Origin of the sequence: Streptomyces marincola, assembly GCF_020410765.1 — a bacterium.
In the GTDB taxonomy this organism is placed as follows: Bacteria; Actinomycetota; Actinomycetes; order Streptomycetales; family Streptomycetaceae; genus Streptomyces; species Streptomyces marincola.
The window spans coordinates 2,960,421-2,980,548 of the sequence record NZ_CP084541.1; the positions used below are offsets into that span (position 1 = coordinate 2,960,421).

Annotated in this window: 20 protein-coding genes; 11 read left to right on the forward strand and 9 right to left on the reverse strand. The window is 73.6% G+C overall.

Going from position 1 to position 20,128, the window contains the following annotated elements:
- The first annotated feature begins 143 nt into the window (after nucleotides 1-143).
- The 3 genes from LC193_RS12580 to LC193_RS12590 all read left to right on the forward strand — a co-directional run bounded on the left by LC193_RS12580 (nucleotide 144) and on the right by LC193_RS12590 (nucleotide 2,692).
- Nucleotides 144-599, forward strand: a complete 456-nt coding sequence (locus tag LC193_RS12580; protein WP_226074087.1) for an NUDIX hydrolase — start codon at nucleotides 144-146, stop codon at nucleotides 597-599.
- Nucleotides 600-840: 241 nt separating this feature from the next.
- A complete protein-coding gene (locus LC193_RS12585; RefSeq protein WP_226074089.1) occupies nucleotides 841-1,569 on the forward strand; it encodes an SDR family oxidoreductase in 729 nt (242 codons plus the stop codon).
- A 106-nt stretch (nucleotides 1,570-1,675) separates the two neighbouring features.
- Nucleotides 1,676-2,692: a phosphotransferase enzyme family protein gene (locus tag LC193_RS12590; protein ID WP_226074092.1), complete on the forward strand. Its 1,017-nt coding sequence runs from the start codon at nucleotides 1,676-1,678 to the stop codon at nucleotides 2,690-2,692.
- A 353-nt stretch (nucleotides 2,693-3,045) separates the two neighbouring features.
- Here the strand turns inward: LC193_RS12590 and LC193_RS12595 are convergent, their stop codons facing one another.
- Together LC193_RS12595 and LC193_RS12600 are read right to left on the reverse strand one after the other, a co-directional pair.
- Nucleotides 3,046-3,411, reverse strand: a complete 366-nt coding sequence (locus LC193_RS12595) for a winged helix-turn-helix transcriptional regulator (RefSeq protein WP_226074094.1) — start codon at nucleotides 3,409-3,411, stop codon at nucleotides 3,046-3,048.
- 46 nt (nucleotides 3,412-3,457) lie between these two features.
- Nucleotides 3,458-4,300, reverse strand: a complete 843-nt coding sequence (locus LC193_RS12600) for an NAD(P)-dependent oxidoreductase (protein ID WP_226074096.1) — start codon at nucleotides 4,298-4,300, stop codon at nucleotides 3,458-3,460.
- 542 nt (nucleotides 4,301-4,842) lie between these two features.
- On the opposite strand from LC193_RS12600, the gene LC193_RS12605 reads away from it, so the two are divergent.
- Together LC193_RS12605 and LC193_RS12610 are read left to right on the forward strand one after the other, a co-directional pair.
- Nucleotides 4,843-5,736, forward strand: coding sequence for an alpha/beta fold hydrolase (locus LC193_RS12605; RefSeq protein ID WP_226074099.1), 894 nt, complete (start codon nucleotides 4,843-4,845; stop codon nucleotides 5,734-5,736).
- A 323-nt stretch (nucleotides 5,737-6,059) separates the two neighbouring features.
- On the forward strand, nucleotides 6,060-6,947 hold the full coding sequence (locus tag LC193_RS12610) for an alpha/beta hydrolase family protein (RefSeq protein WP_226074101.1): 888 nt from the start codon (nucleotides 6,060-6,062) through the stop codon (nucleotides 6,945-6,947).
- A gap of 69 nt (nucleotides 6,948-7,016) precedes the next feature.
- Here the strand turns inward: LC193_RS12610 and LC193_RS12615 are convergent, their stop codons facing one another.
- Nucleotides 7,017-7,394, reverse strand: coding sequence for a nuclear transport factor 2 family protein (locus tag LC193_RS12615; RefSeq protein WP_226074103.1), 378 nt, complete (start codon nucleotides 7,392-7,394; stop codon nucleotides 7,017-7,019).
- A gap of 292 nt (nucleotides 7,395-7,686) precedes the next feature.
- Between LC193_RS12615 and LC193_RS12620 the strand changes: the two genes are divergently transcribed.
- The 3 genes from LC193_RS12620 (at nucleotide 7,687) to LC193_RS12630 (ending at nucleotide 11,360) form a co-directional block, all read left to right on the forward strand.
- Nucleotides 7,687-9,744, forward strand: a complete 2,058-nt coding sequence (locus tag LC193_RS12620) for a HelD family protein (RefSeq protein WP_226074104.1) — start codon at nucleotides 7,687-7,689, stop codon at nucleotides 9,742-9,744.
- Between the two features lie 67 nt (nucleotides 9,745-9,811).
- A complete protein-coding gene (locus tag LC193_RS12625) occupies nucleotides 9,812-10,696 on the forward strand; it encodes a phosphotransferase (protein ID WP_226074106.1) in 885 nt (294 codons plus the stop codon).
- 73 nt (nucleotides 10,697-10,769) lie between these two features.
- Nucleotides 10,770-11,360: an HD domain-containing protein gene (locus LC193_RS12630; protein WP_226074108.1), complete on the forward strand. Its 591-nt coding sequence runs from the start codon at nucleotides 10,770-10,772 to the stop codon at nucleotides 11,358-11,360.
- Nucleotides 11,361-11,472: 112 nt separating this feature from the next.
- On the opposite strand, the gene LC193_RS12635 is transcribed toward LC193_RS12630, so the two are convergent.
- The 4 genes from LC193_RS12635 to LC193_RS12650 all read right to left on the reverse strand — a co-directional run bounded on the left by LC193_RS12635 (nucleotide 11,473) and on the right by LC193_RS12650 (nucleotide 14,298).
- Nucleotides 11,473-12,756 carry a Cmx/CmrA family chloramphenicol efflux MFS transporter gene (locus LC193_RS12635; RefSeq protein ID WP_226078568.1) on the reverse strand — a complete coding sequence of 428 codons (1,284 nt, stop codon included), beginning with the start codon at nucleotides 12,754-12,756 and terminating at the stop codon, nucleotides 11,473-11,475.
- 184 nt (nucleotides 12,757-12,940) lie between these two features.
- On the reverse strand, nucleotides 12,941-13,447 hold the full coding sequence (locus tag LC193_RS12640) for a hypothetical protein (protein WP_226074110.1): 507 nt from the start codon (nucleotides 13,445-13,447) through the stop codon (nucleotides 12,941-12,943).
- Nucleotides 13,448-13,639: 192 nt separating this feature from the next.
- Complete coding sequence (locus LC193_RS12645) at nucleotides 13,640-13,927, reverse strand: DUF4031 domain-containing protein (RefSeq protein ID WP_226074112.1); 288 nt, start codon at nucleotides 13,925-13,927, stop codon at nucleotides 13,640-13,642.
- On the reverse strand, nucleotides 13,924-14,298 hold the full coding sequence (locus LC193_RS12650; protein ID WP_404819405.1) for a hypothetical protein: 375 nt from the start codon (nucleotides 14,296-14,298) through the stop codon (nucleotides 13,924-13,926). The genes LC193_RS12645 and LC193_RS12650 overlap by 4 nt, the downstream gene beginning before the upstream one ends.
- 98 nt (nucleotides 14,299-14,396) lie before the next feature.
- Here LC193_RS12650 and LC193_RS12655 point away from each other — a divergent pair, with 98 nt between their 5' ends.
- From LC193_RS12655 to LC193_RS12665, 3 genes are read left to right on the forward strand one after another with little or no spacing between them, the layout of a single operon-like run.
- Nucleotides 14,397-15,341: a MurR/RpiR family transcriptional regulator gene (locus LC193_RS12655; protein WP_226074114.1), complete on the forward strand. Its 945-nt coding sequence runs from the start codon at nucleotides 14,397-14,399 to the stop codon at nucleotides 15,339-15,341.
- Between the two features lie 27 nt (nucleotides 15,342-15,368).
- A complete protein-coding gene (gene murQ, locus LC193_RS12660) occupies nucleotides 15,369-16,277 on the forward strand; it encodes an N-acetylmuramic acid 6-phosphate etherase (RefSeq protein WP_226074116.1) in 909 nt (302 codons plus the stop codon).
- Entirely contained in the window at nucleotides 16,274-17,266 is a 993-nt protein-coding gene (locus LC193_RS12665; RefSeq protein ID WP_226074118.1) for a phosphotransferase family protein, read from the forward strand. Before murQ ends, LC193_RS12665 begins: the two co-directional genes overlap by 4 nt.
- A 209-nt stretch (nucleotides 17,267-17,475) precedes the next feature.
- Here LC193_RS12665 and LC193_RS12670 read toward each other — a convergent pair whose 3' ends face one another.
- Both LC193_RS12670 and groL read right to left on the reverse strand, forming a co-directional pair.
- Complete coding sequence (locus LC193_RS12670; protein ID WP_226074119.1) at nucleotides 17,476-17,934, reverse strand: hypothetical protein; 459 nt, start codon at nucleotides 17,932-17,934, stop codon at nucleotides 17,476-17,478.
- Nucleotides 17,935-18,278: 344 nt separating this feature from the next.
- Nucleotides 18,279-19,907: a chaperonin GroEL gene (gene groL / locus LC193_RS12675; RefSeq protein ID WP_086159938.1), complete on the reverse strand. Its 1,629-nt coding sequence runs from the start codon at nucleotides 19,905-19,907 to the stop codon at nucleotides 18,279-18,281.
- Nucleotides 19,908-20,128 lie beyond the last annotated feature (221 nt).

A 20,128-nucleotide genomic window follows, 5' to 3' on the forward strand; every position in this document is an offset into this window, starting at 1 on the left:
CCGAAAAACCGAAAACAAGCACAACCCGACACGAAAACCGAGACCAACCGCACAGCAACCCGCACAAACCACCCCCCACGACACGCGCCAAGGCAACCCCACCCCCCGGACCACCGGCATAAAATCCAACGGGAGGTGGGCAGATGAGTTCCCGGCTGGCGGCCTACGCCGTGTGCATCGAGGACGGACGGGTGCTGCTTGCCCACCACCGGGCAACCGTCTGGACCCTGCCGGGCGGCGGAATCGAGCATGCGGAGGACCCGTTCGACACGGTGGTCCGGGAGATCGCCGAGAAGACCGGATACAACGCGGTGGTCGAACGGCTCCTTGGGGTGGACTCACGGGTAATACCCGCACCCGCCGCACGCTCGGGAATCGAGCACCAGAACATCGGCATCCTCTACCAAGTCCGTATCACCGGTGGCCAACTGCGGCCGGAGCCAAACGGCGAAACTCCCGTAACGGCCTGGACTCCCCTACCCGACATCGCCGGCCTGCGCCGCTCTTCGCTGGTCGATGTGGGCATTGCTCTCGTGCAGACCCTCCCAGCGACCGGCCATGTCGCTCCGGTCTCCGTCGGCGGGCTGATTCAGCACTGAGCACACCCGGCGTCGTGTCGTCCTGCTCGATTGCCCGCCGGCCAGCTCCCGCACCGTCCGCTGCACCCTGCGGTATTCCGTAGCGACAGGGAGGAAGAAAGCCGGGCGAATGAGGCAGGATTTCTGACGCGTCGTCCGGTGACGACACGGTGACCGGATCCGAGTCCACGGCCTGGTGCCCGGCGACGGCCGAGGCATCATGTCCGGTGGTGCGGACGCACCACGCGACGAAAGGCGTGCCATGAAGTTCGCAGTCATCGGTGGGACCGGGCTGATCGGCTCCCAGGTCGTCGACAACCTCAACGCCGCCGGGCATGAGGCGGTCCCACACTCGAAATCCACCGGCGTCGACGTCATCAGCGGCCAGGGCGTGGACGAGGCAGTGGCGGGAGTCGATGTCATCGTCAACCTGACGAACTCCCCGACTTTCGACGACGCATCCGCGGCCTTCTTCAGAACCTCAATGGATCTCCTGCTGGCCGCAGGCCACAGGAGCGGTGTCCGCCATTTCGTCGTGCTGTCCATCGTGGGCGTGAACCGCGTACCGGAACTGGACTACTACCGGGCCAAAGTCCTCCAGGAGGACCTTCTCGCGGCCGGGCCGATTCCCTATTCGATCGTGCGCGCGACGCAGTTCATGGAGTTCATCGACGCGGTCCTCTCCTGGACGGCCGACGAGGACACCGTCCGACTGCCCGCCACGCCGATTCAGCCGATCGCCGCCCAGGACGTGGCCGCCGTAGTCGCGGACGTCGCCGCGGGCCCACCGCTGGGGGGCATCCGCACCATCGCCGGCCCGGACATCTTCCCTCTCGACGAACTGGGCCGGATCACGCTGGCCCACGCATCCGACAAACGCACTGTCGTCACCGACCCCACCGCCGGCATGTTCGCTGCCGTCCAGAGGGACGTCCTCACCGACAAGCATGCTCACCTCGCTCCCACCCGCTACGTCGACTGGCTTCCCTGACCGGCCCGCTCCCTGATTCACCCGCCACACAGGCCAAGGCCATCAGGCTGTGTGCCGCGCGGCGAATCGGAGTGCGCCGCTCCCTCCCGGGCGCCACACTGCTCGGATGTCGCTGACTGCCGCTGCTATCGCCTCCGCGTTCGGACTCGGGAGGCCACGCGGCCCTATGCGCCCGCTGGCCAACGGCGGGCAGCCGCCGAGCAGTTGGGTGCTCACGACGACCGGAGGCCGATGGGTGGTCAAGGCCGACCGCCTGTCCGGCGCATGGCGGCGCCGGCACGCGGAACGAGTCCACCGGCTGGAGAGTGCCGCCCTGACGGCCGGCATCCCCTCACCGCGGCCCGTCGAACCGCCCGCTCCTGCGATCGGCTACTGGCACCACCCGCAAGGCCACGAGCTGGTACGGGTCAGCGAATGGGTCGAAGGCCACGACCTCAGACACCTCGACGTGGCCGCTTCCGCGCCCACGGAAGCGGCCAGCTGGGTGGGCGCCACGCTGGGCCGCGTGGCGCTGTTGGGCACGGACCGGGACGCGGGCCCACAGGACGAGCCCGCCCTGCATCCACTCACCGACTGGCGCGCGTGGGTGGCCGAGGCGGAAGCGGCGAACCACCCTGTGGCCGCCCCGGCGCGGTCTCTGCTGCCTGTCATCGAAGACGCCACCGCGCTGGTCGCCCTGGCCCTGCGCGACGGCCCTGGCAGGGTCCTCGTGCACGGCGACACCTCCCGAGCCAACGTGCTGCGCACAGCGACCGGCTATTCGTTGATCGACTGGGAGGGAGCCAGGGCGGACGTGCCGTGGTGGGAGGCAGTGAATGTGGCGTTCCGCTTCGCCACCCCGTTCAACGGGCCCACAGCCGTCGGGGACCCGCGCGTGGTCCGGCCGTTGCTGGAGGCGTACCTCGCCCAGGGCGCGCCGGGAGGCCGCGCCGATACATCCGCGTTCGCGGGGCTGCTGCGCAGTCAGCTCACGGTCATCGCCTGGTGGCTGTGGCAGGCCCTGGGGCACCGGGGCGCCCATGCCGCCCAGCGGCAGTTCGGACTGCGCATCGTTGCCTCGGCCGCCGAGGGCATGCCGCACGTGATGCGTTCACTGGACTCGTGGGCTGCGCTTCTGCGCTGACCGCGCGCCCTTGGCGCCCCGGTCGCGGACCAGCCCTGGGGCTGGTTCCCGCGACCGGGGCGCGGGTCGGCGACCGCCACCGTCCGACCGGGCCGCCGCACGGCCGCCGCAGGCGGCGGGATCCGCGGCCGATGGCCGCGGAGCCGAGCGCTGGCGTCGGCGCGCCACCCGACGGCACGGACCACGCGTGAGCCCGGATCATCTGCTCCCCGCGGGACCGGTCGGCATGCCGCGTCGGAAGACACGCAGCTTCGGTTCACGGCTTGCGGGACAGCCTCCGCCACGCGTCGGGCGGTAGGCCGCTCACGGCCTGCGGGACAGGGCCCGCCACGCGTCGGGCGGCAAGCCGCTGCTCAGGGCTCGACCCGCTCCTTGCCGTGCGTGGGGACGATTCCGAGCGTGTGCATGCGTTGGGCTCCCCATTCCCCCAGGCCGCCGAGTGCCGTGTAGAGCGCAGCCCCTTCATCGGTCAACTCGTACTCGACGCGGGGCGGCGTCTCCTCGAACACGGTCCGCCGGACGATGCCGTCCGCCTCCAGCTCGCGTAGCTGCTGGGCGAGCACCTTCTCGCTGATCCCGGGGAGACTGCGCCGCAACTCGCCGAAGCGGTGCAGCCGTTCGTCCAGCGCCCAGAGGATGAGCGCCTTCCACTTGCCCTCGACGACATCCATCGCGGCGTCGAGGGCACAGATGTACGGCGGGTTACGCATCCTTCCCATGATAGCCAGGCCGCGTCGCCTCACTCATGGATACCCGAGCGCGGGTTCAGCCGTTCGCGACGGCCCGCCGCATCCGCCACAGCGAGGCACTGAGGTGTCCGGCCAGCTCCGCGGGCACGCCCGCCTCCCCGGAGGCGGCGAGGATGTTCTCCAGGCCGACCGCCTGCATGGCGGGGTTGTACTCGTCCGGGACGGATGCGCTCGCGTCCGCGCCGTCGACGGTAAGGGGCAGCATCTGCTCCAACCACGGCCGCAGCACCTCGCGCTTGAAGGTGCCAAGGTCGCCGCCTTCCGCGTGGACCAGCGCCACGGCATGGTCCGTACCGGCACCGATGCCGTACATGCCGCTGAGCGCGGCCATGTCGTACAGCGCCGCGAACCCCGCGTCCTCGCCCACCCAGTGCGCGCGCCCCATGGGGCCGAGCGCCGGAGCGACGCGGTCGAACAGGTCGCGCGGACCGCTGTAGAGGATGAAGGCTCCCGGAGTCCCGACCGACTGCGGCACAGCCATGATCCCGCCGGCCAGGAAACGCACTCCGTACCCTTCGAGCCATCCGGCGAGTGCGCGCGCCTGCCGTACCGAGCCGCTGGTCAAGTTGACCAGCGTGGTGCCGGTCAGGTCGCTCAGGACGGGGGTGAGCGTTTCGCGCACACTCGCGTCGTCCAGCAGGCAGATCACGGTCAAGTCGCCCGCCGCGACGGCCTCTCCGACGCTCGACGCCTCTTTCGCGCCGCGCGCGACCAGTTCGCCCGCCTTGCCGGCGGAGCGGTTCCAGACCGTGACCTCGCGGCCCGCGCCGAGGAGCGCGTCCGCCAGCGCCCGTCCCATGGCTCCCAGGCCGAGAATGCTGATGTGTTCGTATCGCGTATTCATGCGGAACACGCTCACGCAGCAGGGAACATGTCCACAAGAACCCACTTTGAAGTGCGTGGTTACCCCAAGGTCAGTCACCCTGAGCCGCCTGGGCGCACGGCGACCAAGTCCGCCGTCCGGACTGCCGGCCACCGGGGCCGGGCCACCGGTCGGCCGGTGATCGGATACGATCGCCGCATGGTCTACATGTTTGTCCGCTGCCGAACGATCTGAGGCGCGTGCCGCCGCACGCGTGCGGCGCCCAGTGCCCGCCGATGGACCCCGCAGGAGACCACCGCGGTCTCATGGCTCGACCCCGCGGGTGTCGGTCGGCCCCGTGATCATCCACGCGCACCCTCGCCGGTAGGGGCTTCCCTGTCGCGTGCCGTCCTCGATGGACGGGACGCCGCGGTCGCCCGCCGCACCGGCCCCACCCCCGGCCACCCACGGCGCCGCATCGCGCCGGGCCCGGTGGCGTGCGCGTTCATCGTTTCTCCGGCTTCGGCGGTTCACCGCGGCGGGTAACGGCTTTCGCCGTGCCCGCCGCCCCGCCAGACACAGAACATGGAACAGACCGTATGAATACCGTCCCTGACACCGACTCGCGCCGGCAGGCCGGCGCCGCGCGCCCCACGTTCGTCCTCGTGCACGGCTCCGGCTCGAACTCGTTCATGTGGGCCCCGGTCCAGCGCGCGCTGACCCTGCTCGGCCACCGCAGCTACGCCGTCGATCTGCCGGGGCACGGCTTCGACGCGCAGTACCCGGCCGCCTACCAGGCTCCGCAGGACCTCGACGCGTGGGCGGCCGAGCCGTCGACCCTGGCCGGGGTCGCCCTGCGGGACAACGTCGACATGGTCGTCGACGTCGTTCGCAAGGTGGCCGAGCACGGGCCGGTGGTTCTCGTGGGCGCCAGCCTCGGCGGCATGACGATCACCGGCGTGGGCAACGAGATCCCCGACCTGGTCGACCGGCTCGTGTACATCTCGGCGTGGTCCTGTGTGGAGCGCTCGAACCCCATCGAGTACATGCAGGAGCCGGAGTTCGCCGACAATCTGCTGGGCCCGCTGGCCGCGTTGAACGTCGGCGACCCCGCCGTGCTCGGCGTCGGCCGGGCCAACTACCGCAGCGCCGACCCGGCCCTGCTCAGCGCCCTCAAGGCGGCGATCATGGCGGACGGCACCGACGCGCAGTTCATGGCGTTCCTCAACATCCTGCAACCGGACGAGTCCCTCGCGGTGATGATGTCGGACGCGCGCGTACGGGCCGACACCTGGGGCACGGTCGCCAGGACCTACATCCGCCTCGCGCACGACCGTTCCCTGCCCGTGGCGATGCAGGACCGCCTGATCGCCGAGGCCGACGCCCTGACGCCCGACAACCCGTACGAGGTGCACACCCTCGAAACGAGCCACACCGGCTTCCTGCTCGACCCCGTGAAGCTGGCCGGCATCCTCGACGGGCTGCCGCTCTGACCTGCTGACCCGCCGGCGGCCTTCGCGCCCCGGACAGCAGCGAACGGGCGCACGTCGCGCCCACGCGCGGGCCCGGCGTCGCACGACGGCGGGCCCGCGCCCCTGTGCCCCGTCGGCTCTCCCCCGCGTGCGTTCCGCACGGAATGCGGGCAAGGCCCGCGGTCCGCCCTCAACGCGCTTCGAAAGACCGCGGGCCCACGCGCACGTCCGTGTCCCGTCCTCGCCGTTCCGCACGCGTGCCCGTCGTGCCCGCGCGCGGCGCGCCCAGGCGGGAACGGCCCGGGCGCCGCGAGCGCTCACGGCCCGGCTTCTAGGATGCGCACATGACGTCCACCACGCGGGGGCAACCGCGGATACACGAACTGCGTGACGGGTCCCGACGCGACCTGCGCCATCCGGAACGTCCGCGTCCCGTGCGCGTCCATGTGTGGGAGCCGGAACGTCCCCTGGCCGCGCCCGCCCCGCTGGTCGTCGTCTCGCACGGCACCGGAGGTTCCGCGGGCACCATGGAGTGGCTGGCCCTGCCGCTGGCGGAGGCGGGGTTCCGGGCGGTCGCCATCGACCACCACGGCAACAATCTCGTCGACGGCTACGAACCCGAAGGGTTCCTGTTCGTCTGGGAACGGCCGAAGGACGTCACGTTCGTCCTCGACACCCTCTCACTCGACGGGCCGCTCGGCCCGGTCGGCGCCGTGGGGTTCTCCCTCGGTGGCTACACCGTCGCGGCGCTGGCAGGCGCGCGGGTGGACCCGGTGCCCGTGACCGCTCTGCTGGCGGGGCACGTGCCCATGCCCGCCATCCCGGAGTTCCCCGATGTCCTGGAGGCGCTGCGGAAGAAGGTGCCGGCGCACGAGCTGCGGGCCGCGCTCGACGGGGCCGGTGCCGACGTCTCCGACTCCCGGGTGCGGGCCGCCTTCCAAGTGGCGCCGGCGCTCGGCGGGTTGATGACGGAGGAGAGCCTGAAGGCCGTCCGGGTCCCGGTGGGGATCCGCTGGGGCGAGGCCGACACGATCAACCCGTTCCCCGAGCACATCGCGCCCTACCTGAACAGCATCCGCACGGCGGAGGGGCGTTCCGCCGGCCCTGAGGTCCGCCACGAGGACTTCCTGGAAACGGACCCGGGCGGCCGGCTCACCCGGGCCCGGGTCGCCGAGGAGACGGTCGCCTTCTTCCTCCGGCATCTCGGCCGCCCCGAGTCCGGGCACGCGTAGCCGCCGCCCCCGCGCTCACCGCGCCCCCGGCACGCCCCGGGCCGGTGAGCGCGGCCAGGCGCGCCCGGGTCACATGGGCTGAACGTACGCGGCCCGCCATCGCGGCGCGGGGTCCGCGCCCAGCGTGCTCCAGTACTCCCGGCCCCGGACGATCCTGCCGTCCCGCACCGTCCAGAAGGACACCACCCGGTGCACGCCCATCTCCTCGTGCGGCACCTCCACCTCCGACACGACCTCGTCGCCGTGCGCGACGACGCGCAGCACCCGGATCGACCAGCCTTCCGGATACTCCGCGTTGACAGCCACGAAGTTGTCCCGGCCCACGATGCGCTCGGCGCTCACCGGCCACTCCACCACCGCTTCCTCGGCGAACGACGCGCCGACACCCGCCCAGTCCCTCGCCTGCATCCGGTCCCACATGCCCTGCACGATCACCGAAGGTTCCATGCGCCCATTCTGACCGGCACCACTGACAGCCGACCGGCGCGCGGCTCCGCCCCACGCCGCACACCCAACTCCCGGCCACCGGCCACCGGTCCGCCACGACCGACGCACCGACGCACCGGCACACCGGCCACCAGCCCCCTGCCGCCGAAAAGGATTTGCCCCGCGCCCCGGCCGCCCCTAAGCTGCCGTGCTTCCCCTCCTCCGGCCCCGGACCGCGGCGCCCGGCAGGAGTCGGCCGGACGGCAACCGGCCGGCGAGCCCGCACCGACCACGCACCACCGGAGGCTCCGCCGTGCCCGCCCGCTCCCCTCTCGACTCGGAACGCGACCACCTCGCCGCCTCGCGCGCCGCGCTGCGCGCCATGCGCGCCGACGCCGAAGCCCTCGACCTGACCAACGTCACGGCGAACTGGGTCAACGCCGAGGTGCTGCGTTCCGAGGTCGACCTGCGCATCAAGGCTCTCGCCGACCTGGCCGGCACTCCGCTGTTCTTCGGCCGCCTCGACTACGCACAGGCTGTGGACGACGACGGCGGGAGCGGGCACCGCTACTACATCGGCCGCCGCCACGTGCACGACGCCGACGGCGACCCGATGGTCATCGACTGGCGGGCGCCGGTGTCGCAGCCGTTCTACCGGGCCTCCAAGCGCGACCCGCAGGGCATCGCGCTGCGCCGCAGGTTCGGCTACGACGGCGGCGACCTGACCGCCTACGAGGACGAGCACCTGTCGGATCCCGCCGAGGCCGAACGCGGCAGCGCGCTGCTCCGGCGCGAGATCGAACGGCCGCGCGTCGGCCCGATGCGCGACATCGTCGCGACGATCCAGCCGGAGCAGGACGAGATCGTCCGCACCTCGCTCTCCGGCTCGATCTGCGTCCAGGGGGCGCCCGGCACGGGGAAGACCGCCGTGGGCCTGCACCGGGTGGCGTACCTGCTGTACACCCACAGGGAACGCCTCGCGCGCAGCGGCACGCTTGTGATCGGTCCGAACCGGTCGTTCCTGCGCTACATCGAACAAGTACTGCCCGCGCTGGGCGAGATGGAGGTCAAACAGGCCACCGTGGACGAACTCGTCGCGCACGTCGAGGTGCGCGGCACGGACACCGCGCGGGCGGCCACCCTCAAGGGCGACGCGCGGATGGCCGAGGTGCTCCGGCGGGCGGTGCGGTCAGGGGTGCGGCTGCCGACGGAGCCGGTGGTCGTGGTGCGAGGCTCCCGGCACTGGCGCGTCCCCGTTCCCGAACTGGAGGAGATCGTAGAGGAGTTGCGTTCCCGCGACCTGCGGTACGGCTCGGCCCGCGAGGCGTTGCCGCAGCGGATCGCACACGCCGTTCTGGTGCGGATGGAACGCGCGGGCGAGGCGCCGGACGACCGCGTGCAGAACGCCGTGGCGCGCACCCCCGCGGTGAAGGCCGCGATCACGTCCTGCTGGCCGCGGGTCGATCCGGCGAAACTGGTGCTGCGGCTGCTGTCGGACGCCGCGTTCCTGGCCGAGCAGGCCGACGGGATCCTCGACGCGGACGAACAGCGGGCGATCCTGTGGGAGAAGCCGCCGCGCGGCGTGAAGTCGGCGCGCTGGTCGCCCGCCGACGCGGTTCTCATCGACGAGGTCAGGGACCTGGTGGAACGCACCGGCTCGCTGGGGCACGTGGTGCTCGACGAGGCGCAGGACCTGTCGCCGATGCAGTACCGGGCGGTGGGGCGCAGGTGCAGCACCGGTTCCATCACCGTTCTGGGTGACATCGCGCAGGGGACCACGCCGTGGGCGACGCCGAGTTGGGCCGCCGCGCTCGCGCACCTGGGGAAGCCGGAGGCGGCCGTCGAGGAGCTGACGCAGGGCTTCCGCGTGCCGCGCACCGTGATCGCGTACGCCTCGCGGCTGCTGCCCGCGATCGCGCCCGAGCTGTCCGAGGCCACGTCCGTGCGCGACTCACCGGGCTCGTTGGCCGTGCGCCCGGTGCCGGAGGCCGAGCTGTCCGCCGCGGTGGCCGCGGCCTGCGCCGAGGTGCTGCGCAACGAGGGCTCCGTCGGCCTGATCGCGGCCGACGCCCGCGTCCCCGTGCTGGCCGGGGCGCTGTCCGCGGCCGGTCTCACGCATCTCGCGCCGGGCACGGAGACGTCGGCGGACTCCCGGCTGACGCTGGTGCCCGCCTCGCTGGCGAAGGGTCTTGAGTACGACTACGTGGTGCTCGACGAGCCGGCCGCCATAGTCGCGGGGGAGCCGGACGAGCGAACGGGCCTGCGCCGCTTGTACGTCGCGCTGACCAGGGCGGTCTCGGGGCTGTTGGTGCTGCACGCGGAGCCGTTGCCGGGGCCGTTGCGCGAGGCGGCCGAGTCGGCCGCCGCCTGAGGCCGGGGCGCCCGCGCCGCCGGGAAATCCCGGGCGGGCCCGTTCGGCCGCGGGCTACGGTGTGCCGGTGGCGGAGAGCGGAACCGGCCGGCGCGCGGCAGCGGCGGAGGAACGCGCGCGGGGCAGCGCGGGGGACGGCGCGGAGGCGCTCGCGGAAGAGGAGTGTGCCGAAGAGGAGTTCGCGCAGGGGTTCACGGCGGGCTGGGACAGCGAGGCGCGGCTGGTGGACGGCCGCTGGGTCGAACGCCGCCCGCGCCGTCCCGAGGTCGCCGGCCGGCTGCGCGCCGAGACCCGTCTGATGCCGTGGCTCGCCCCGGCGCTGCCGCTGGCCGTTCCGGTGCCGCGCGTCGTCTTCGACGATCCGCTGGTCGTCCGGCACGCCCTGGTCCCCGGTCGGCCGCTGACGGCGCCGGGTGCCGGGCACGGCCGCGCCCTCGGCGCTTTCCTGCGGGCGCTGCACGCGGTGGACGCCGCCGAGGCGGTACGGCACGGCGCGCCCTCGGCGCGTGCGGCGCGCGAGGAGCGCGCGGCCCACGCGGCGGACTTCCGCGCGCGGGTGCTTCCGCTGCTTCCGGCTGACCGGCGCGCGTCCGGCGCGGCGGTGCTCGCGGCGGTGCGCGACCTGCCCGCGCACGCCCTGGTGCACGGCGACCTCGGCCCCGAGCACGTGCTGGCCCGGGGGGACCTGCTCACCGGAGTGATCGACTTCTGCGACGCGCACATCGGTGACCCGGCCAACGACGTGGTCTGGCCGCTGTTCGGCGGCCCGCCCTCGTTCGCCGCCGCGTTCGCCGCCGCCTACGGGGTGTCCCGGGACCTGCGCGACCGCGCCCTGCTCTGGCACCGCCTCGGCCCCTGGTACGAGGTCACGCACGGGCTCGACCTCGGCGACGAGGACACCGTCGGCTCCGGGCTGCGGGGAGTGCTGGGACGACTCCCCGCGTCGGCGTGACGACTCCCGCGCGCCGGCGTGACGCGCCGCCGGCCCTCGGGCAGGCGGGCGGTCGGGGGGCGACAATGGGGGCATGGGTCGTGATCCGACGGAGCGCGAAACGCCACTCACGCCACCGGTGCGCGAGGAGCTGCTGGCCCGCTGGGGCGAGCCGCACCGCCGCTACCACACGGTGACGCACCTGCGGGATGTGCTGGAACGGCTGGTGCCGCTGCGGGAGTTCGCGGAGGATCCGGAGGCGGTCGAACTCGCGGCCTGGTTCCACGACGCGGTGTACGACCCGCGCGCTCCGGACAACGAGGAGCGGTCGGCGTCGCTCGCCGAACGCCTGCTCGCCGGTGACTCGCGCGCCCCCGAGGTGGCCCGCCTGGTCCGGTTGACCGCGGGCCACGCGCCGGCCGACGACGACAGGAACGGCGCGGTCCTGTGCGACGCCGACCTCGGCGTCCTCGCCGGCCCGCCGGCCGCGTACGCCGCCTATGCGGCGGCGGTGCGCCAGGAGTACCACTTCGTGGACGACGCGGCGTTCCGCGAGGGCCGCGCCGAAGTGCTGCGGCGGCTGCTCGCGCTGCCCCGGCTGTTCAAAACCCCGTACGGCGCGGAGCACTGGGAGGCCACGGCGCGCTTCAACGTGCACGGCGAACTGCGGCTGCTCACCGGCTGACGCCGCCCCGGGCGCCCCGTGCCGGGCGTGCGGCGCTCGGCGCGAGGCGCCCGCCTCCCCGCGCGCCCGCGCGGGTGAGCACCGGCCGACGACCTCAGCCGGGCGGCGGCTTTCAGCGTTCGCCCGCGTGCGTCCCCTCGGGCACGCCGGTGCTCTCGGGCACGCCGGTCGGCCGACCGGCGCCGCGGGGCGCGGCGTCCGCGCCTCCGGCGACCGGGCGCGCCGGGCGCGCCGGGCGCCCGGCGCGCTGGACGGCGCGGGACTGGAGCCACGCGCCGCCCAGCGCGGCGACCACGAGCAGCGCGCCGAGCCACGCGGTCCAGGCGTAGCCGAGGCCGCCGCCGATGACGAGGCCGCCGGCCCACGGGCCGATGGTGTTGCCGGTGTTGAACGACGAGGTGGTGGTGGCTCCGGCCAGCGTGGGCGCGCCGGCGGCGACCTCGAAGATGCGGGCGTTGAGGCCGGGCGAGCACAGGAACGCACCGAGCCCGAACAGGCCGGAGAGCACGATCACGGCCGGCGCGTACTCCGCGAAGAGCGCGATCAGCACCAGCACGACGATGGCGGAGCCGAGGCCCGCGTACAGCGTGCCGAACATGTGCGCGTCGGCGAGCCGGCCGCCCACGACCGTTCCGATGAGCGCGCCGATGCCGTACAGGACGAGCACGGCGGGCACCCAGCCCTCGTCGAGGCCGGCCACGTCGGTGAGCAGCGGAGCGAGGTACGAGAAGAAGCAGAACGTGCCCGCGGCGAACAGCGCGGTCGTGGTCATCGCGAGCCACACCTGGGGGTCGCGGTAGACGCGCAGTTCGGTGCGCAGGGCGGGGCGGTGGGCCGCGGTGTCCTGCGGTGAGGTGCGCGGCACGAAGAGGAGCACGCCGACGAGTGCGACGGCCGACATCAGCGCGACGGCCCAGAACGCCGAACGCCAGCCGAGGCTCTGGCCGAGGGCGGCGCCGCCCGGCACGCCCGCGATGTTGGCGATGCTCAGGCCGCCGAGCATCACGGCCATGGTGCGCGCGCGGGCCTGCGGTGGCACGAGGGAGATCGCGACGGCAGCGCCCACGGCCCAGAAGCCGGCGCACGCCACCGCGCTCACCACCCGGCAGACGAAAAGCACCCCGTAACCCGGTGCGAGCGCCCCGACCACGTGGCCGGCCGTGAAGACGGCGAGCAGGCCCACCAGCGTGGTCCGGCGCGGCAGCCGCTGCGTCGCCGCGGCCAGCACGGGGGCGCCGACGACCATGCCGATCGCGAAGGCGGATATCAGCAGGCCCGCGCTGGGTATGGAGACGTCCAAGTCGTCGGCGACCTCGGGCAGCAGCCCGGACAGCATGAATTCCGAGGTACCGAGCGCGAACACCGCCGCGCCGAGGATGTACACGGCGAGCGGCAGGCGGAACGCGGCCCCCGGAGCGGGCGTGGGGAGAGCTGACACGGTCGGTCAACGGAGCCGGGCCCGGTCGCATTCCCGGCACACCTCCGCGCCCCGCGCCTCGCACCGCCCCACGGCCGGCAGACCCCCGACAGGCGGACCGGTCACCGGACGGGCTACCGGCCCGCGGACCGGCGGCTCGCGGTCAGCGGCTCGCCGGGACGATGCGGTAGTCGTGCCGGAACACGAGATTGTGCAGGTCGGCCGCCACGATGGCGCGCAGGGTGGGGATCTCGGCGGCGGCCTGCTCCGCCGTGAACACGTTCAGCGGCCACTCCCCCACCGTCGCTCCCCTCAGGTGCGGGTGGTGGAACGCGGTCCCGTAGTGCGCGCACAGCTCAAGCGGCGGCGCGCCCGCCTCGCGCTGCTCCGGCCAGCTGAGCGTCCACCGCGCCGCCACGCCCTCGGGGGTGCGGTGGACGCCCGAGGCCGCCGGGTCGCCGGTGCCGAGCAGCAGGTGGCTGTCGATCTCGGCGAGCACCTGCCGCGCGGGCGGGTCGAGGAGCGCGACGGCCCGGCCGAACAGCTCCTCCTTCTGCTCCCTCGTGACCGCCGTCCCCCCGTGGGTGCCTTCGCGCAGGTCGGCGAAGTGGCGCAGCAGGGCGGCGGCGTGGTGCGGCGGCAGGGGCGAGGACGTGGGCGGTGCGCTCATGCCGTTCAGGATGCCCGCCGCCGGCCCGGGAACGCGGCACGTCGGCCGAGGCGCCGCGCCGCGTCCCGCTCCGTTCCCCGCCCGCCCCCGCGCCCGGACCCACCCGCACGCCGGCGGGCACCCCGGCGCCCGAGAACGCCCCGCGCCCGAGGACACGCCCGCGTACCCGAAGGCACCCTCGCGCCCCGCGCCTCAGGGCTCGCCGCGCGCGCCGGAACGCGCGCCGTGCTTGCGCCGCCGCAGCCCGGCCTCGCTCAACCGGCGCACCAGCTCCTTGCTGCCGACCTCCACCGCGCCGAGCGCGACGGCCGCCCGGTAGCGTTCGGCGGGCACGTCGTAGTGGTCGCGCTCGAACGCGCGCGGCGGCGCGCCGAGCCGCGCCGCGAACGCGTGCAGTTCGGCGAACGACACGTCGCTGACCAGGTGCGACCACATCCGCCCGTGGCCCGGCCACGTGGGCGGATCGATGAAGACCGTCACTGCCGCGCCCCCGCGAGCGAGCCGACCGCGGCCACCGGCCGGCCCGTGACGCCGCAGACCCAGTGCGGGTCCTCGCCCAGTTCCGGTTCGACGTCGAGCGCGTGCGGTTCCAGTTCCACGCAGACCGGGCACAACGGCCACCTGCCGCGCCGCGCCAGCAATTCGTCCTGAACGTCCTGCGCGAGCAGCCCGGTGACGAAAACCGCCCCCTCCGGCCACTGGTCGCACCACCAGCGGCGGTGGGAAACTGCCTGTTCCAGCATGGACACTTCCTCGGGGCCGGCCACACCGTCCGCCGCGAGGTCGGCGAGCACCAAGGCCCTGCCCCGGTGCAGTGCCTCTTCCGAAGCCGGCTGTTCCATACCGACCATTGGACCAGAGTTCCGGCCGTTTTCCGACCCGACCGGGAGTCCCGGAGGGCTTGACGGGCCAGCGCGGTCGAAAATACGTTTCAGCTGTGAGGAGTGCGATGAAGGAAAATTTCGCCCGCCGGAGCGGCAGACCGCGTCCCGTCGCCGTCACCCCCCGGTTCGCTCCTCCCGAGCCGGCCGCGCTCGCCGCCAAGGTGCGGACCATGGCCCCCTCGATGACCCGTTCCATGCAACGCGTCGCCGAAGCGGTCGCGGGCGACCCCGCCGGCTGCGCCGCGCTCACCGTGACCGGCCTCGCCGAGCGCACCGGGACCAGCGAGGCCACCGTCGTGCGCACCGCCCGCCTGCTCGGCTACCCCGGCTACCGCGACCTGCGGCTCGCCCTGGCAGGCCTCGCCGCGCAGCAGGCGTCGGGCGCCGCGCCCGCCGTCACGGCCGACATCTCCGTGGACGACCCGATGAGCGAGGTCGTCGCCAAGCTCACGGCCGACGAGCGGCAGACCCTCACCGACACCGCGGGCTCGCTCGACGTGCCCCAGCTGGAGGCGTGCGTCGGCGCCCTGGCCACGGCCAGGCGCATCGACGTGTACGGCATCGGCGCCTCCTCCCTCGTCGCCCAGGACCTCGCGCAGAAGCTGCTGCGCATCGGCCTGGTGGCCCACGCGCACGCCGACCCGCACCTGGCCGTCACGAACGCGGTGCAGTTGCGCACCGGCGACGTCGCCGTGGCCATCACCCACTCGGGCCGGACCGTGGACGTCATCGAGCCGCTCCAGGCCGCGTTCGACCACGGCGCGACGACGATAGCCATCACCGGCCGCCCGGACGGCGAGGTCACCCAGTACGCCGACCACGTGCTGACCACGTCGACCGCTCGCGAGAGCGAGCTGCGGCCGGCCGCCATGTCGAGCCGCACGAGCCAGCTGCTCGTGGTCGACTGCCTGTTCATCGGCGTGGCCCAGCGGACGTACGAGTCCGCCGCGCCCGCGCTGCACGCGAGTTACGAAGCGCTCGCCCACCGCCATTCGCCACGCGTCCGCTGACCCACCCACTCCGGAGAGCCGCTTCCGATGTCCACCGACTTCGATTCGCTGACGACCGAGGCACACCGCCCCGACCTGGCCGACATCGACCGGCGCACGACGCTCGACATCGCCCGCGTCATGAACGCGGGGGACGCCACCGTGCCCGGCGCCGTCGCCGCACAACTGCCGAGCATCGCCGCAGCGATCGACGCGGCGGCGGAACGGATGGCGCGCGGCGGACGCCTGCTGTACCTGGGCGCCGGGACCGCGGGACGGCTCGGCGTGCTGGACGCGAGCGAGTGCCCGCCGACGTTCAACACCTCGCCCGACGAGGTCGTCGGCCTCATCGCCGGCGGCCCCGAGGCCATGGTGTCCGCCGTCGAGGGCGCGGAGGACAGCAAGCGGCTGGCCGCGGACGACCTCGACGCGCGCGGGCTGACCGCGGACGACGTCGTCGTCGGCGTCTCGGCCTCGGGGCGCACGCCGTACGCGGTCGGCGCGGTCGAGCACGCGCGCGCCAGGGGCGCGCTCACCATCGGTGTCTCGTGCAACGAGGGCTCGCCCCTGGCCGCGGCGGCGGAACACGGCATCGAGGTCGTCGTCGGGCCCGAGCTGATCGCCGGTTCAACGCGTCTGAAGGCGGGCACCGCGCAGAAGCTCGTGCTGAACATGATCTCGACGATCAGCATGATCCGCCTCGGCAAGACCTACGGGAACCTGATGGTCGACGTGCGCGCCTCGAACGAGAAGCTGCGGGCCAGGTCGCGGCGCATCGTGCACCTCGCCACCGGCGCACCCGCCGGCGTGGTCGAGGAGGCGCTGACGGCGACCGGCGGTGAGGTGAAGCACGCGATCCTCACCATTCTGGGCGAGGTGGACGCGCCCACGGCCGACCGTCTGCTGACGCGCCACGGCGGCCACCTGCGCGCGGCCCTGACGGCGGCGCGCGCGTGACCGACCCGCGACCGCCGGGCACGTCCGCACCGGGTACAACCCTGCCGGGCACGTCCCTGCCCGGCGACGCGGAACGCTGTCTCGGCACGGCCGGCATACCGGCGGCCGAGGTGACCGCGTGCGCGCCCATGGCCGGCGGCACCTACAACACGCTGCTGCGCCTGCGGCTGCGCGACGGCGCCCGGCTGGTGCTGAAGCTGCCGCCGCCGCGGCACGCCCCGGCCCTCACCCACGAACGGGACCTGCTGCGCGGCGAGGCCGCCTTCTTCCGGGCCGCCGCGGAGGCGGGGGTCCCGGTGCCCGAGGTGGTCGCGGCCGACCGCGACTTCGTGCTGATGACCGAGTGCCGGGGCAGCGGCTGGCACCAGGCGCCCCCGCCGGCTTCGGAACGGGACCGGCTGCGCCGCGACCTGGGCGTGCTGGCCGGGCGTCTGCACGGCGTCGCGGGACCGCGTTTCGGCTACCCGGGCGGCGCGGTACCGGCCGCGAACGGCTGGCGCGGCACGTTTCTCGCGATGCTGGCGGCGGTGCTCGCCGACGCGGAACGTTTCGCCGTTCCCCTGCCCGTGCCGGCCGACCGCGTGCGCGCGCTCGCGGAGGCCGCGGCGCCCGCCCTCGACGAGGTCGCGGTGCCCTCGGTGGTGCACTTCGACCTGTGGGAGGGCAACGTCCTGCTGGCCGACGGCGCGATCAGCGCCCTCATCGACGGCGAGCGCATGATGTGGGGCGACCCGCTGGCCGAACTGGCCTCGCTCAACCTGCTGGGCGGGCCCGAGGACGACGCCGCGCTGCTCGCGGGGTACGCGGCGGCCGGCGGCAGGACGGCGTTCGATGAGGCCGCGCACGCGCGGATGGCGCTCTACCGCTGCTACCTGTACCTGATCATGCTGGTCGAGGTGGCTCCGCGCGGGTACGGCGCCGAACGCCGCGCCCTGCTCGACGCCCGGGTCGTTCCGGCCCTGCACGCCGCGCTGGCCCGCCTCGGCTGAATCCCGGGCTCGCAGACCCCCGCGTCAACGGTCGCCCTCCCGGGCGCGCCAGGGCATGCCGGGCCCCTCGGAACGCCACCGCGCGCCACCAGATGCCACGACGCGCCCCGGGCGGCACCGAGCACGACCGCGCGCCGCGGGCACCACCACGCGCCCCGCGCCGGGCACCGCCGCGGGGCGCGAGCCCTACCGCAGGGCGCGGGGCGCGGTCAGGCGTTCCGCAGGGCGCGGTACACGCACGCGGTGGTGACGCCGTAGGCCAGGTGGGGGAACACGTCCGCCGCCCAGTCCGCCGCCCGCCACGTGCCCGGTCTGGTCACGCCGAGCGCCGCCGCGGGCACGTCGCTGCTCGCCATGGCCGCCGCCGCGAGGGCCGGCCCTGCCAGCCGGTGCGGGAAGCAGCACCCGGCCGCGCGGAACACCGCGTACGCGACGCCCACGCCGAGCCCCGTGACGTATCCGAGCAGGGCGCCCGCGGCCTGCTCGCGCGCCGGCGCGTGCTCGTCGTCGCCCGGGTTGATGCCGGCCCGTACGGCGAGTTCGTCGGCGACCTGGTCGGGGGTGCTGCTCGCGGGCCGGCCGCGGACCAGCATGTCGGCGTAGGTGGCGATGTTGAGGGCGGCCGTGCCGGCCGCGCCGGCCAGCAGTCCCCTGGTGAGCGCGTGCATGGGTACTCCTCCGGTGTTCTCGCTGCCCTGCCCCTCCCGCCCCGGAGTACCCCGGGGCCGACCGCGCCACGCCGTGCCCCCCGGCGGAACGCACCGCCTCCGGCGCGTCGCGAGGAAACGGCCCCGGCAGGCTGCGGCAGAACGCACCCCGGCGGGTCGCGGACGTACGGGCGGCCCCCGGCCGGTCGCGGGGGAACGGCCCCGGCGGATCGCGCCGCCCCCGGCAGCGGACGAACGCCCCCCGCAGGTCGCGGGGGCGGGCACGGCGAAGGGCGGTACCCCGTGGGGTACCGCCCTTGTGCACCGTGCGCGCGTGCGCGCGGCGTGGCCTCCGAGCGCGTGGCTCAGAAGTCCATGCCACCGCCCATGCCACCGGCGGCGTCGCCGCCACCGGCCGGGGTCTTCTCCGGCTTGTCGGCGATGACGGCCTCGGTGGTCAGGAACAGCGCCGCGATGGACGCCGCGTTCTGGAGCGCCGAGCGGGTGACCTTGGTCGGGTCGGGGATGCCCGCGGCCAGCAGGTCGACGTACTCGCCGGTCGCCGCGTTCAGGCCGTGGCCCTGGGGAAGGTTGCGCACCTTCTCCACGACGACGCCGCCCTCAAGGCCGGCGTTCACCGCGATCTGCTTCAGCGGGGCCTCAAGGGCCAGGCGGACCGCGGCCGCACCGGTGGCCTCGTCGCCCTCCAGCTCCAGCTTCTCCAGCGCCGAGCCGGCCTGGAGCAGGGCCACGCCACCACCGGCGACGATGCCCTCCTCGACGGCGGCCTTGGCGTTGCGCACCGCGTCCTCGATGCGGTGCTTGCGCTCCTTCAGCTCCACCTCGGTGGCGGCGCCGGCCTTGATGACGGCCACGCCGCCGGCCAGCTTCGCCAGACGCTCCTGGAGCTTCTCGCGGTCGTAGTCCGAGTCCGAGGCGTCGATCTCGGCGCGGATCTGGTTGACCCGGCCCTGGACCTGGTCGCTGTCGCCGGCACCGTCGACGATGGTGGTCTCGTCCTTGGTGATGACGACCTTGCGGGCGCGGCCCAGCAGGTCGAGGGTCGCGTTCTCCAGCTTGAGGCCGACCTCTTCGGAGATGACCTGGCCGCCGGTGAGGATCGCGATGTCGCCCAGCATGGCCTTGCGGCGGTCGCCGAAGCCCGGGGCCTTGACGGCGACGGACTTGAAGGTGCCGCGGATCTTGTTCACGACGAGGGTCGACAGGGCCTCGCCCTCGACGTCCTCGGCGATGATCAGCAGCGGCTTGCCCGACTGCATGACCTTCTCCAGCAGCGGAAGGAGGTCCTTCACGTTGCTGACCTTGGAGTTCACGATGAGGATGTAGGGGTCCTCAAGCTCCGCCTCCATGCGCTCCATGTCGGTGGCGAAGTAGGCGGAGATGTAGCCCTTGTCGAAGCGCATGCCCTCGGTGAGCTCCAGCTCAAGCCCGAAGGTCTGCGACTCCTCGACCGTGATGACGCCTTCCTTGCCGACCTTGTCCATGGCCTCGGCGATCAGCTCACCGATCTGGGTGTCGCCGGCCGAGATGGAGGCGGTGGAGGCGATCTGCTCCTTGGTCTCGACCTCCTTGGCCTGGCTCAGCAGGGCCTCGGAGACCTTCTCGACGGCCGCCTCGATGCCCCGCTTGAGGGCCATCGGGTTGGCGCCCGCCGCAACGTTGCGCAGCCCCTCGCGGACCAGCGCCTGGGCGAGGACGGTCGCCGTGGTCGTGCCGTCGCCGGCCACGTCGTCCGTCTTCTTGGCGACCTCCTTGACCAGCTCGGCGCCGATCTTCTCGTAGGAGTCCTCCAGCTCGATCTCCTTGGCGATCGAGACACCGTCGTTGGTGATCGTGGGGGCGCCCCACTTCTTCTCCAGCACGACGTTCCGGCCCTTGGGGCCGAGCGTGACCTTGACGGCGTCGGCGAGCTGGTTCATCCCGCGCTCAAGGCCGCGCCGCGCCTCCTCGTTGAACGCGATGATCTTGGCCATGTGAAGTGGTCCTCCCAGGACTGGGGTGGATTGCTCCGGACCGCGCTGGCGCCCGCGACGGACGGCCCCGTGGCCGGCGGCTCCTTGCGCCGCCGTCCCCTGGACCTCACCGAACCGGTCCTTGCTGTCACTCTCGCCTTCAGAGTGCTAACGCCATGATTAGCACTCTGGCCCGGAGAGTGCAAGCAGACAGGGAAGCGCGGCAGGTCAGCGCCCCGGCC

What these genes read in the sequence shown, in the direction of transcription:
- LC193_RS12580 (WP_226074087.1), top strand. Translation starts at nt 144, where the DNA reads ATGAGTTCCCGGCTGGCGGCCTACGCCGTGTGCATCGAGGACGGACGG.
- LC193_RS12585 (WP_226074089.1), top strand. Translation starts at nt 841, where the DNA reads ATGAAGTTCGCAGTCATCGGTGGGACCGGGCTGATCGGCTCCCAGGTC.
- LC193_RS12590 (WP_226074092.1), top strand. Translation starts at nt 1,676, where the DNA reads ATGTCGCTGACTGCCGCTGCTATCGCCTCCGCGTTCGGACTCGGGAGG.
- LC193_RS12595 (WP_226074094.1), bottom strand. Translation starts at nt 3,411, where the DNA reads ATGGGAAGGATGCGTAACCCGCCGTACATCTGTGCCCTCGACGCCGCG.
- LC193_RS12605 (WP_226074099.1), top strand. Translation starts at nt 4,843, where the DNA reads ATGAATACCGTCCCTGACACCGACTCGCGCCGGCAGGCCGGCGCCGCG.
- LC193_RS12610 (WP_226074101.1), top strand. Translation starts at nt 6,060, where the DNA reads ATGACGTCCACCACGCGGGGGCAACCGCGGATACACGAACTGCGTGAC.
- LC193_RS12615 (WP_226074103.1), bottom strand. Translation starts at nt 7,394, where the DNA reads ATGGAACCTTCGGTGATCGTGCAGGGCATGTGGGACCGGATGCAGGCG.
- LC193_RS12630 (WP_226074108.1), top strand. Translation starts at nt 10,770, where the DNA reads ATGGGTCGTGATCCGACGGAGCGCGAAACGCCACTCACGCCACCGGTG.
- LC193_RS12640 (WP_226074110.1), bottom strand. Translation starts at nt 13,447, where the DNA reads ATGAGCGCACCGCCCACGTCCTCGCCCCTGCCGCCGCACCACGCCGCC.
- LC193_RS12650 (WP_404819405.1), bottom strand. Translation starts at nt 14,298, where the DNA reads ATGGTCGGTATGGAACAGCCGGCTTCGGAAGAGGCACTGCACCGGGGC.
- LC193_RS12655 (WP_226074114.1), top strand. Translation starts at nt 14,397, where the DNA reads ATGAAGGAAAATTTCGCCCGCCGGAGCGGCAGACCGCGTCCCGTCGCC.
- murQ (WP_226074116.1), top strand. Translation starts at nt 15,369, where the DNA reads ATGTCCACCGACTTCGATTCGCTGACGACCGAGGCACACCGCCCCGAC.
- LC193_RS12670 (WP_226074119.1), bottom strand. Translation starts at nt 17,934, where the DNA reads ATGCACGCGCTCACCAGGGGACTGCTGGCCGGCGCGGCCGGCACGGCC.
- groL (WP_086159938.1), bottom strand. Translation starts at nt 19,907, where the DNA reads ATGGCCAAGATCATCGCGTTCAACGAGGAGGCGCGGCGCGGCCTTGAG.